This is a genomic window from Streptomyces canus (assembly GCF_030815415.1).
GTDB classification, from domain to species: domain Bacteria; phylum Actinomycetota; class Actinomycetes; order Streptomycetales; family Streptomycetaceae; genus Streptomyces; species Streptomyces canus_F.
This window is the reverse complement of the sequence record NZ_JAUSWW010000001.1, coordinates 2,891,919-2,904,605: the sequence shown is the minus strand read 5'-3', so window position 1 is coordinate 2,904,605 and position 12,687 is coordinate 2,891,919. Positions and strand designations below refer to the sequence as shown.

General features: G+C 72.0%; 7 protein-coding genes. All 7 read left to right on the top strand.

What is annotated here, in order from left to right:
- Positions 1-76 precede the first annotated feature (76 nt).
- The 7 genes from QF037_RS13320 to QF037_RS13290 all read left to right on the top strand — a co-directional run bounded on the left by QF037_RS13320 (position 77) and on the right by QF037_RS13290 (position 12,656).
- Complete coding sequence (locus tag QF037_RS13320) at positions 77-1,543, top strand: WGR domain-containing protein (RefSeq protein WP_307024895.1); 1,467 nt, start codon at positions 77-79, stop codon at positions 1,541-1,543.
- Between the two features lie 103 nt (positions 1,544-1,646).
- A complete protein-coding gene (locus QF037_RS13315) occupies positions 1,647-2,789 on the top strand; it encodes a hypothetical protein (protein WP_307024893.1) in 1,143 nt (380 codons plus the stop codon).
- Between the two features lie 66 nt (positions 2,790-2,855).
- Positions 2,856-3,440: a hypothetical protein gene (locus QF037_RS13310; protein ID WP_307024891.1), complete on the top strand. Its 585-nt coding sequence runs from the start codon at positions 2,856-2,858 to the stop codon at positions 3,438-3,440.
- Between the two features lie 40 nt (positions 3,441-3,480).
- Complete coding sequence (locus QF037_RS13305; RefSeq protein ID WP_307024889.1) at positions 3,481-4,191, top strand: YcnI family copper-binding membrane protein; 711 nt, start codon at positions 3,481-3,483, stop codon at positions 4,189-4,191.
- A gap of 334 nt (positions 4,192-4,525) precedes the next feature.
- Positions 4,526-10,033, top strand: coding sequence for a glutamate synthase-related protein (locus tag QF037_RS13300; protein ID WP_307024887.1), 5,508 nt, complete (start codon positions 4,526-4,528; stop codon positions 10,031-10,033).
- On the top strand, positions 10,030-11,760 hold the full coding sequence (locus QF037_RS13295; RefSeq protein ID WP_307024885.1) for a diflavin oxidoreductase: 1,731 nt from the start codon (positions 10,030-10,032) through the stop codon (positions 11,758-11,760). Before QF037_RS13300 ends, QF037_RS13295 begins: the two co-directional genes overlap by 4 nt.
- Positions 11,761-11,762: 2 nt before the next feature.
- Positions 11,763-12,656 carry a hypothetical protein gene (locus QF037_RS13290; RefSeq protein WP_307024883.1) on the top strand — a complete coding sequence of 298 codons (894 nt, stop codon included), beginning with the start codon at positions 11,763-11,765 and terminating at the stop codon, positions 12,654-12,656.
- Positions 12,657-12,687: the final 31 nt, after the last annotated feature.

Genomic DNA, 12,687 nt, shown 5'->3' with positions numbered 1-12,687 from the left:
TCAGTGGTGACCTCTATTTTGGAATCACTGGGGATCGGCCGTCGCGGTCGACCGGGGTCTTGGGGAGGGGTGTGCTGTGTCCGCTGCGCAGGGACGACAGTCGGGGAGCACGACGTATCTGGAGCTGTCTCAGGAGAGCGGCGGTGCCCACAAGTTCTATGAGGTGACCGTCGAGGGGACCACCGTCTCCGTGCGGTACGGGCGGATCGGTGTGGACGGGCAGCGTCAGACCTCCGCGTTCCCGACGGTGGGGAAGGCGAACGCGGCGGCGGCGAAGAAGATCGCCGAGAAGGTGCGCAAGGGGTACGCGCCGGCTGTGCGAGGGCAGCGTGCGGCCCGTCCCGTGACGCGCCGTCAGGTGACGTCCGCCCCGTCCACGGCGCGGGCGACCGCGCCGGTGCTGTGGCGGTTCCGTACGGGCGCGTCGGCGTTCGGAATCCATGTCGACGAGGACCGCTGCTGGGTCGGCAACCAGCACGGCAGTGTCTACAACCTGAGCCATGACGGTGAGGTGCTGGCTCACTACTCCCTGCCCGACGGTGTGAAGTGCCTGGTGGCGGACGACTTCTGGATCTACGCGGGCTGTGACGACGGCCGGGTGTACGACCTCTCGGCGAAGGTGCCGTTCGCCGCCTACGAGATCGCGGCCGAGGTGGACATCTTCTGGCTGGACATCCACGCGGGCGTGCTGAACGTCTCCGACCGCAACGGCGGTCTGACGGTCATCGACCACGAGGACGAGCTCCAGTGGTCGCGCAACTCCTCCGGCGAGCAGGGGTGGATGGTGCGGGCCGACGACCGCGCCGTCTACCACGGGCACAGCGGCGGTGTGACGGCCTACGCGGCGAACGGCACCGGTCAGCTCTGGCACACCGCGACCAGCGGCAATGTGCTCTTCGGCTGGCAGGAGGAGGACGCGGTCTACGCCGGGACGGGGCGGCGGGTCGTGCAGCGGCTCGCGAAGTCCTCCGGGTGGGTCGAGGCCACCTACCAGTGCGATGCCGCGGTGTACTCGTGCGCCACCTCCCCCGGCGGGCGGTACGTCTTCGCGGGCGACTCCGCCTCCTCGGTCTACTGCTTCACCGCGGACGGCGCCCGGCTGTGGAAGCTCGGCACGGGTGGTGGCTCGGCGCTCTCCATGCAGTACCACGACGAAAGGCTGTACATCGTCTCCACGGACGGCTCGCTCGCCTGCATCGACGCGAGCGAGGCCGCGATCAACGCCGCCCAGTCGGGCACCGTCCCGGTCGCCGCGGACGTCAAACTGGCGGCGGCCCTGCCGACGTACGCACCGCTGACCACCGCCGCCTCCGTCGCCACGGTCAGCGCCGTGCCCGCGGCGGGGAGCGGAGTCGTCGTGGAGTGCGTCGAGCACGGAGGCCGCGTGCGGGTGCATGTGGTCTCCGAGGGCTATGAGCCGAGTTGGAACGTCCAGTTCCCCCGTGCGATACGCCAGCCCGGCGCACGGTATGTGGTGGACGCGCTGCACTCCTCCGCGGGCGGCTTCTACCGGGTGCGCGGAGAGATCAGGCGGCTGGTGTGACGGGTGGTTTGTCGCGGTCCTCGCCGGGCAGCCGCACCGAGTTCGCCTCGTGGACAGGCCCAATGCGTCGCGCGAACGGTGCTTTCCTGTAAGGCTCGCTCCTGTGACGTACGTAGTGACCGTGGACACCTGCATCCCGGAGGGCACTCCGGAGATGGACCCGCTTCAGCGCGCCGGAGCCGTGGCGCTCGTCGAGGACGGATTCGATTCCGTCCGGGCGATCGAAGGGCCCGACGGCGTGGCGGTCGAGCTGCTGGACACCATCGTGGCCGTCCACCCCGGTGGCGCGCTTCTGAAGGTGATCGTGGACGCTCCGGCGCTGGAGTTCGCCGAGGACTCGGTGCGGGCGCTCGTGGACGAACTGCTGGAGCGCTCCGAACTGTTGGCGGACTGGACGATCGAGCGATGCGAGGTGGAGCTGCACCAGGACCTGGCGAGGAAGAGCCTCGACGCGGCCGAAGGTCCCGATGCCCCGCCCGACGATCCCGCCACCCGCAAGGCACGGCACACCGGGGGCCCCACGCCGGAAGGCGCCGAGGAGGCGTACGACGGTGAGGCGAAGGCCGCCGCGGTGCGGAGCCGGATGCTGGGGGTGGCGGCCGAACTGCGGTCCTTTCCACCGGCCGTGTTCGGTGTGCCCGGCGAGGAAGGCGACGGGAGGGCGGACGGCGACGGCGAGTTCACCGTTTCGCCGGCGAGCGCCGCACTCGCCGCCGGCGCGTTGGTCCACGCGATCGACATCCTGGTGGACGAGCTGTTCGAGGACGTGCAGGTCCTGACGCAGGAGGACACCACCGTCGCGGAATGCGAGGGCCCCCTGTGGCACTTGGAGCGCCTGCCCGACCGGTACGCGCTCCAGTACGACGCCCGCTTCGCCCGCCGCTTCCTGGTGACGGTGATCGCCATGACCACCCGCTTCACCGACGGGAGCTTCGAGCGGCTCAGCTGTGTCGCAGAGGAACTCGCCCTGCGGTTCCTCCTGAGCCAGGCCATCGTGACCCTGGAGCTGCACGGGCTGCTCGATGACGAGGTGGCGGCGGCTCTCGACGCGTTCGCCGGGAACGCGTACGAGGACATGGACCACGAGTGGCTCTACGACGGTGCGACGGACGGGATCGACGCGTCCGCCCTGGGGGTCGGGCTCGACGGCGCGCCCATCGCGTTCGGTTCGTGGTTCACCCCGTTCGGCGAGGACAGGTACGTCCACCCGTCCGCGACGGACGAACCCGAGGCGGCGGCACGGTGAGCCAGGGGGCGAACTGTCGGTAGGCAGCGTGGGGGAGGCTTCGACCGCATGGCAGCATCGGGTGGCATGAGTGCGTCCCCGGGGGTGCGGAGCCTGCGTGCGGCGGTGTTCGCCGTGCTGTGTGTGCTGCTGGCCACCGGAGGACATGTGCTGGCCGTGGGGGTGGCGCCGCCGGTGTCGATGCAGGGCGCCGGGGGTCTGGCGGTCTTCGTGGCCGCTCTGCTGCTGGGCGGGCGTGAGCGGTCGCTGGTCGGTATCGGTGGCGGGACGTCGGCCGCCCAGGGCGGGCTGCACCTCGTGTTCGGCGCCGCCCGGCCGCACGCCGGGATCGTCATGCCCGGCATGCGCATGGCTCCGCACCTCCATGCGTCCGCACCCCACGCCACCGCCGCCCACGTCGGGGCGGCGCTCCTGCTGACCTGGTGGCTGCGGCGCGGTGAGGCCGCGCTGTGGTCCCTGCTGCGGTGGGCGGTCGCCTTCGTGCCGGGGCTCGCCGCCTGGTGGCGGGCGGCCGATGGCTTCCGGGGCGTGCCCAGCGGACCGGAGCCCGTGCGCCGGGCCGGCGACCGGACGTGGTCGCCGCGGCAGGCGTGGCTGCGCTACGCCGTTCACCGGCGCGGGCCGCCCGCCGGGATGTCGTACGCCGTCTGAACCCCGACATCCCTTCCGCAGTACGGAGATCCACTCAGCCATGTCCACCACCCCGCGCCGCGCCGGCGCCGTCATCGCCCTCGCCGCGGTCGGAGTCCTCACCGCCGCCGGTGCCGCCTCCGCGCATGTCACCGTCCACCCGGAGAGCTACGCCAGGGGAGCCACCGACGGCACCCTGACCTTCCGCGTCCCCGACGAGGAGGACTCCGCCTCCACGACCAAGGTCCAGATCTTCCTGCCCACCGACCACCCCCTCCTCGGCGTGCTCGTCGCGCCGCGGGACGGCTGGACCGCGAAGGTCACCGACACCAGGCTCAAGACGCCGGTCACGACGGACGACGGCACCATCACCGACGCCGTCTCCGAGATCACCTGGACCGGAGGGAAGATCGGAGCCGGGCACTACGAGGACTTCGACGTCGCCTTCGGACAGCTGCCCGACGACACCGGCCGGCTGGCCTTCAAGGCCCTGCAGACCTACTCCGACGGCAAGACCGTCCGCTGGATCGAGGAGGCCGCGCAGGGCGACGAGGAGCCGGAGAACCCGGCCCCGGTCGTGAAGCTCACCGCCAAGGAGGGCGGTGGTGGTAACGCTGCCACTCCGGCGAAAACCCAGGAGGCGGCCGCCGACAGCAGCGACTCGACGGCACGCGGGCTCGGCATCGCCGGGCTGATCGTGGGCGTTCTCGGGCTGGCCGCGGCCGCGTTCGCCGTCGTACGGACGCGGTCCGCCGGATCCAGGGACGCATGAGGCGCCTGCCCTGCCGGCGGAATCCCGTCGGCAGGGCAGGGCATGCCCGGCACCGTGAAGCGCGCGGACGGCGCCCGAGAACTCGCGCCTGCCACGCGTCGAGGACCAGCCTGCGGACGCCTCGGCGGGTTCGGGGGTGTTTCGCATACGATCGGGGGACGAGGCTCCGACATATGTGCAGGATGCACACTTGCGCAGAATTTAGGTAAGCCTTACCGTTCACAATCGCACCACTCAGGGCCCTGGCCGGAACACCGGCCCCGCCCGCGGCGAGCGCTTCACCGACGCAGCCTGGCCGTCCGATGCCGGAACTCGCTGCTCCCAGGACGCCCCCTTGAATCACAGCACCTTCGGTCTCTACGACCCTGCCCTCGACCACAGCGACTGCGGCGTCGGCTTCATCACCCGCCTCGACGGGACACCGAGCCACGACGTCATCCGCAAGGGCGAAGAAGCGCTCCGCGCCATCCCGCACCGCGGCGGCAAGTCCGCCGAGGGCGTCGGGGACGGCGCGGGCGTGAACGTGGACCTGTCGGCGGAGTTCTTCGGCGCGATCACCGGCGAGGAACTGCGCGCCGGGCACTTCGGCGTCGCCAACTGCTTCGTGCCGGCCGACGGCGAACGCCGGGCCGCCGCGATCGACCTCGTGGGCCGGAGCATCGCCGAGCAGGGCTTCGACGTACTCCTCGTCCGCGACGTGCCCGTCGACCACACCGTCGCCTGCCCCGCCGCCGAGCAGTACCAACTGCCCATCGTGCAGTGGGTGTTCCGGGCGCCCGAGAGCTGGGAGCGCGGCGACACCGACTCGGCCGCCAACCGTGCCCTGCTCGCCGTGGAGGCCGTGGCCTACGCCGACGAGGCGACGTACGCGGGGCTGTACGTGCTGTCGCTCAGCGCCCGCACCCAGGTGCTCAAGGGACGGCTCAACTCCGGAGAGGTCATCGGGTACTTCCGCGACCTCGTCGACCCCCGGCACTCCGTGCGCTCGCTCTACTTCCACACCCGGTTCTCCACCAACACCGAGCCGCACCCGACCATGGCCCAGCCGTTCCGGCTCATGGCGCACAACGGCGAGCTCAACACCGACCGCAAGAACCGCCTCAGCGACGAGGCCCTCGCGCGGGCCCGGACCCGGAGCATCGTGCGCCCGCCGGGGCAGTCCGACTCCAGCCGGCTCGACCAGACCCTCCAGAGCCGCGTGTTCGACGATGGCCTGGACCTCGTCGAGGCGGTCGTGTCCCTCATGCCGCCCGCCTGGGAGAACGACCGCACGCTGCCCGCGGCCACCAGGGACATGCTGGAGTACTTCTCCCTGTACGAGGAGAAGAACGACGGCCCCGCCGCCCTCATCTTCAGCGACGGCGACGTCGTCGGCGCCCGCCTGGACCGGCTCGGCCTGCGCCCGCTGCGCACCGTGGAGACCGCCGAGTACCTGATGGTGGCCTCGGAGGCCGGTCAGGTCGCCTTCCCCGACGACGAGGTCGTGCACCGGGGCCGTATCGAGGCCGGCGGCATGCTCGTCGTCGACCACCGCACCGGCCGCCGGCTGCGCACCCGCGAGGTGCTGGACGCCCTCGCCGCGCGCCGCCCGTACAGCGAACTGCTCACCTCCGCCCGGGTGAACCTCGACGACTTGGCCGCCCCCGACTACTACCGCGGCACCACGACACTCGGCTACGACGGCGACCTCACCCTCGCCGGGCGGTACGTGGCGTACTCGCTGAACCAGGAGAGCTTCCGGTTCATGCTCGACCCGATGCTCGCCGACGGGTCGGAGCGGATCTCGGCGATGGGCTACGGCAACGCCATCAACGCGCTCAGCGACACCGAGGGCGGCATGGCGAAGTACTTCTCGCAGCGCTTCGCCCAGGTGACCAACCCGCCGCTGGACAGCATCCGCGAGGCCGACGGCATGAGCATGCGGGTCGCGCTCGGCCCCAAGCCCGACGGGACCCCGCACAGCGGCGGCCGCCAGCTCGTCGTGTCCTCGCCCGTGCTCGGGCACCTCGACATGGTCCGGCTGCGGGACCAGCGCATCGTGCCGCTGAAGCGGTTCGCCATGCTCTACGAGCCGGTGGCCGGGGACGAGCCCGCCAACGCCGACGCCCTGCGCACCGCGCTCGGGCAACTCTGCGACGACGTCGAGCGGTTCGCGTCCGAGCAGGGCGGCATCGCGCTCCTCACCGACCGTGCGGTCTCCTCGGCGCGGGCGCCGCTGCCGGTCATCCTCGCCGTCGCCGCCGTCAACCAGCGGCTCATCGAGACCGGGCTGCGGCTGCGCGTCTCGCTCGTCGCGGAGAGCGGCCAGCTGGCCTCCTCGCACCACGTGGCGACCGCGCTCGGCTTCGGCGCCTCCGCCGTCTACAGCCTCAGCGCACGGCTGCGCGCCGAGGAGAAGTTCCCGAGCGCACCCGCCCCCGCCGGTGAGATCACCGCGACCGACCGGGCGCTGGCGAAGTTCCGCAAGGCCGCCGAGAAGTCCCTCGCCAAGACCATGGGCCGGGTCGGCCTGTGCACCGCCGAGAGCTACATCGGCGGCGAGTTCTTCGAACCGAACTACCTCGATACCCGCGACGACGTCTTCGCCCGGACGTTCCCGCACATGGACGCCCCGGTCGGCGGTGTCGGGTTCGCCCGGATCGCGCAGGCGGCCACGGACTGGCACGAGCGGGCCCGTACGGTCCAGGGTGAGCAGCAGATCCCGCTGCTCGGGCTGTTCAAGGAGCGCTCGGACGGCGCCGGGCACTCCTTCGGTGTCACGGCCGTGCGCGGCTTCGGCGACATGGTCGAGGAGCGGCCGGAGTTCGGGAAGCCCGAGGACTCCGACGCGCTCCGGCTGCTCACGCTCGGCCAGCTCGACGACGCGTTCGGCATCACCGACGCCGCGTACCGCAACACCGGGTACGACGCGCTCAGCGACGCCGAGATCGACGCGTTCCGGATCACCCCCGGGTACCGCGCGTTCCTGCGGACCACGCACGAGGAGCGCTCGCGCCGCCCGGCCGCGCTGCGGGACGTGCTCGCACTGCCCGCCGACGTCACCGGACTGCGTACGGCCGAGGACTTCGCCCGGGAGCTGGGCCGGTTCTCGACGGACGGGAACGCGAGCGTCACGGTCCGGGGTGTCGCCGTGTCCCGCACGGAACAGGGCACCTTCCGACTGCGCCTCGCCGCACCGGACCTGGACCGCCACACCGCCCTCGCCGAAGCGCTCGCGCGCCTGGGCGAGGCCGAGATCCTCGCCGTGGGCGCCGATGGCATCGACCTCACCCCCGCCGGTACCGAAGCCCGTCTCCTGGCCCTCCTCGACAGCGACAGCGCCCCCGCCGGCGTCCCGCTCGACGAGGTCCAGCCCGCGCACGAGATCACCCGGTCGCTCGCCTCCGGCGCCATGAGCCACGGCGCGCTCGTGGCCACCGCGCACGAAGCCGTCGCGCACGGCACGAACATGGTCGGCGGCATGTCGAACAGCGGTGAGGGCGGCGAGCACCACACCCGGTACGGCACCATCCGAGGGTCCCGGATCAAGCAGTTCGCCTCCGGCCGGTTCGGCATCTGGGCGGGCTATCTCGCCGACCCGATGCTCGAAGAGCTGGAGATCAAGATCGGACAGGGCGCGAAGCCCGGCGAGGGCGGCCAGCTGCCCGCACCGAAGGTCACCGTCGACATCGCGGCCGCGCGCGGCGGCACCCCCGGCATCGAGCTGATCTCCCCGCCCCCGCACCACGACACGTACTCCATCGAGGACCTCGCGCAGCTCATCCACGACTGCAAGGCGGCCCGGGTCCGGGTCATCGTCAAGCTGGTGTCCTCGGAGGGCATCGGCACCATCGCGGTCGGTGTCGCCAAGGCCGGAGCGGACGTCATCAACGTCGCCGGGAACACCGGCGGTACCGGCGCCGCGGCCGTCACCAGCCTCAAGTACGCGGGCCGTTCGGCGGAGATCGGCGTCGCCGAGGTGCACCAGGCGCTCGTCGCGAACGGGCTCCGGCAGAAGGTCGTCCTGCGCTGCTCCGGCGCGCACCAGACCGGCGGCGACGTCGTCACCTCGGCCCTCCTCGGCGCCGACAGCTTCGAGTTCGGTACGACCGCGCTGATGATGCTCGGCTGTGTCATGGCGAAGAACTGCAATGTGAAGTGTCCCGCCGGACTCACCACGAACCCCGAGGTCTTCGAGGGCGACCCGCGCGCGCTCGCCCAGTACCTGCTCAACATCGCCCACGACGTACGGCAGATCCTCGCCCGCCTCGGCCTGCGGTCGCTGCGCGAGGCCCGGGGCCGCACGGACCTGCTCCAGCTGCTGGACCACCCCGCGAGCGTCGGACGTCTCGACGTGCGCCGCTTGCTGGCGAGCGTGCCCGAGAAGGTCGTGGCGGACCCGGAGTACCTGGAGAAGGACTTCACCACCGACGACGCCCTCATCGAGCGCGTGCGGACGGCGCTCCTCGACCGGCGCGAGCCGTCCCTGCTCGTCGAGGGCATCCGCCTCGGCAACAGCGACAAGTCGGTGGGCGGACAGCTGAGCATCGACATCGAGCGGCTGCTCAACCATGAGAGCGCCTCCGATGGCCCCGCCGTCACCACCGACGACCGCGGCCGCCGCCGTCTCGTCGACGACGCGGTCCGCATCCGCACCACGGGGTCCGCGGGTCAGTCGTACGGCGTGTTCTGCAACGACGGCATCACCCTCGAACACACCGGTACCGCCAACGACGGCGTCGGCAAGAGCCAGAGCGGCGGCCGGATCATCGTCCGGGCTCCCGGCGGCGGCAGCGCCGAACGCGGCGGCAACGTGCTCATCGGCAACTTCGCGCTGTTCGGCGCGACCGGCGGGCGGACGTTCGTGCAGGGCGAGGCCGGTGACCGGTTCGCCGTGCGCAACTCCGGCGCGACCGCGGTCGTCGAGGGTGTCGGTGACTTCGGCTGCGAATACATGACCGGCGGCACCGTGCTCAACCTCGGCGGTTTCGGCAAGGGCCTCGGCAACGGCATGAGCGGCGGGTTCCTGTACCAGTACGACCCCTCGGGCGAGCTGGCCGGACGGGTGAGCGCCGACTCGCTGCTGGTGTTCCCGGTGACGGACACCGCGCGCGGTGCCTTCCACGAGGAGGCCGTACGACTGCTGCTGGCCTGGCATGTCGAGGCCACCGGCTCCGAGCTGGCGGCCCGGCTCCTGCACGACTGGGACACCGAGCGGCAGCACATGTACTGCGGGATGCCCCGCGCGCTGCTGCTCTACCAGGACTCCACGGAGATCCTCGCCGCGGCGACCCGGTCCCAGCTCCTCGACGAACTGGCGACCTCCATCGCCACCGACAAGCTCCGCGCGTTCAAGGTCGACTACCGCGACCGCCGCACCGTCCTCGACGGCCGGGCCCCGGCCTTCGGCGACCAGGGCAGCGACGACATGTTCTCGCTGCTGTCCTCGTACACGGTGCTCGGCGTCGCGCAGGACCTCGCGCTCCAGCGAGTGCCGGGCGCGAGCGGCCCGGAGGACCCGCGCATCGCCGAAGCCGTGCGCAACCTCGTGCTCACCGAGGACTTCTTCGTCAAGCAGCGCGTGGTGAAGTACCTGCGCGGCACGCTCGACCGCTTCGACGACGGCGAACTCGCCACCCTCATCGCGATCAAGCGCCTCGACGACTACAAGCGCGCGCTCAAGCAGCGCAACAACCTCAGCGTGGACGCCCCCGGCACCTACGGCTGGATCATCCACCAGACCACCAAGAACGCCGGTCGCGTCCGTGCCGCCCGGTTCGACGAACTGCTCGCGAACGCCGCGCTGGAGGACATCGCCTCCCGCCGCGCCCCGCAGGCCCCGACCGAGGCGGTGACCGCATGACCGTCATGCCCCCGACCGGATCCCTCATCCCGGCCGACGCGCCCTTCTCCGCCCAGCAGGAGTCCTGGCTGGCCGGGTTCATCGCCGGCATCGCGGCCGCCGGACGCCGGGACAGCGCCGGCGCCGACGCGCCCGCGGCGACCGTCGACGTGCTGATCGGCACCCAGACCGGCAACGCCGAACTCGTGGCCGACGACATCGTCGCCGGTGCCCGCGCCCGCGGACTCGGCGGCCGGGCCACCGCCCTCGACGACGTCACCCCCGAGGCGCTCGCCGCGATGTCCCACGTCATCGTCGTCACCTCGACGTACGGCGAGGGCGAGATGCCCGACAACGCCGGGCTGTTCTGGGAGGCGCTCCAGTCCGACACGGCCCCGCGCCTCGAAGGCGTGCGCTACTCGGTCCTCGGGCTCGGCGACCGCGGCTACGACGACTTCTGCCAGGCCGCCAAGCTCATCGACACACGTCTGGAGCAGCTCGGGGCGACCCGGCTGCACGAACGCGTGGACTGCGACGTGGACTTCGAGGAGCCCGCGGGGGAGTGGACGACCGCGGTCCTGGACCTGGTCGCCGCCGAGACCGGCGCGAAGGGCACGGGCGCCGCGGAGGGCACGGGCGCCGCGGAGGCACCGAAGAAGCCCCGCTCCCAGTGGAACAAGCGCACCCCCTACCCGTCCCGGCTCGCCACCAACCGGCTCCTGTCCGCCCCGCACAGCGCGAAGGAGATCCGCCACTACGAGTTTGACCTCGGCGACAGCGGCATCACGTACGAGGCGGGCGACGCGCTGGCCGTCGTACCGGTGAACGACGCCGCACTGGTCGAAGCGCTGCTGGAGCACCTGGGCGCGAGCGGCGACCGGGAGAGCGCCGCACTCCTGCGCACCGAACGCGAGATCCGCACCCCCTCCAAGGAGTTGATCGCCGACCTCGTCGAGCGGGCGCCCGCGAGCGAGCTGGCCTCGGTCGTCGCCCACGGCGACCGGTCCGACCTCGACTCCTGGCTCTGGGGCCGGGACGTGCTCGACCTGCTCCGGGACGCCGGTCCGGCCGCACCCGGTCTCGCCGAACTGCTGCCGTTCCTGCGGCCGTTGCAGGCACGCCAGTACTCGATCTCGTCGAGCCCGCTAGCCCACCCGGGCAGCGTCCACCTCACGGTGGCGTCGGTGCGGTACGGCAGGTACGAGGGTGTCACGTCGACGTACCTGGCGGACCGGGTCGGTGAATCCCCGGTAGGCATCTATCTCCAGCCGAACGCCTCCTTCAGCGTCCCGGCCGACGACGACGCCCCGATGGTCATGATCGGCCCCGGCACCGGCATCGCCCCCTTCCGCGGTTTCCTGCACGAGCGGGCCGCGCGCGGCGCCTCCGGACGGAACTGGCTGTTCTTCGGAGACCAGCACCGCGAGACCGACTACGTGTACGAGGACGAGCTGACCGAGCTCCGAACGCGCGGCGTGCTCACCGAACTCGACCTCGCCTTCTCGCGCGACCAGGCCGAGAAGATCTACGTACAGACGCGGATGCGGGAGCGGTCACGGGAGCTCTACGCGTGGCTGGAGGAGGGCGCGCACCTCTACGTCTGCGGCGACGCCTCCCGCATGGCGAAGGACGTGGAGACGGCCCTGCTCGGCGTCATCGCCGAGCAGCGCGGACGCGGGGACGACGACGCCGCGGAGTACCTCGCGGATCTGCGCCGGGCCAAGCGCTACGTACGGGACGTGTACTGAGCATGACGGACCAGCACGGTTGCGCGTTCGAGGGCTGCTGCCCCCGGCGGAACGCCGGCGCGCGGCTGATCGACCCACGCATGCCGGAACTGGCGCGCTGCCTGACCCTCTTCCAGTACGTCCAGGCCGTCACCGGGGGACCGGTCGCGCGCATCGACCAGGCCGGCAGCTACGCCGTCCCGAGCCTGCGCGGCGACGCGTTCGCCGTGCACCCGGGCGAGATCGCGCTGCGTCTCGACGCGGACGGGGTCGACACGGCCGTCGTCGCGCGGGACGAGGGCTCGGTCGCCGTGCGCCTGCTCGACGCGGAGGGCCGGATCGTGCACGAGGGGCGGCTGCTCTCCGACGGGGACCGGCTGCTGGCCGGGCTCGCCCCCACGGTCCACGCCGGGTCGACGGCCGCGACGCCTTCCCCGGTCCGCGACGTACCGGCGTGGGAGAACGGCGACCAGCTCGCCCAGCTCGACGCGATCCTCGCGGACGGCGGGCTCGCCCGTCGTGCGGCGTTCGACCGCTACCGGGGCGAGCACCGGGACATCGACGTCGATGTCGTGCCCGCGGTCCTCGACCACGTCTGCTCCGTCGGGCTGCCGATCGGCGTCGCGGTGTTCGCCCCCTCGGCCATGCAGGCATGCGGCGGCCGGGTCCACGTCACCGACCGGACCACCGGCGGGCGGGTGTTCGCGGCGATCGCGCAGAGCTCGGTGGAGATCGACCTGGCGGGCGTCCGGGCCTGCCGGCTCGTCCGCTCCACGGCGGCCCACGGCCCGACCTCGGCCCTCGAACTCGACGACGCCGACGGCCGCTGCGCCGCGGTCGTCACCCAGCTCGGGATCGTGGGGGAGCAGGTGCACACGGCGTGGGAGCACCTCGCGGCGTCGCTGCCCGGCGCATAGCCCGGTGCCACGGAAATTCAGGATCAACTTC

Coding starts and splice junctions, on each gene's coding strand:
- QF037_RS13310 (WP_307024891.1), top strand. CDS start 2,856: ATGAGTGCGTCCCCGGGGGTGCGGAGCCTGCGTGCGGCGGTGTTCGCC.
- QF037_RS13305 (WP_307024889.1), top strand. CDS start 3,481: ATGTCCACCACCCCGCGCCGCGCCGGCGCCGTCATCGCCCTCGCCGCG.
- QF037_RS13295 (WP_307024885.1), top strand. CDS start 10,030: ATGACCGTCATGCCCCCGACCGGATCCCTCATCCCGGCCGACGCGCCC.
- QF037_RS13290 (WP_307024883.1), top strand. CDS start 11,763: ATGACGGACCAGCACGGTTGCGCGTTCGAGGGCTGCTGCCCCCGGCGG.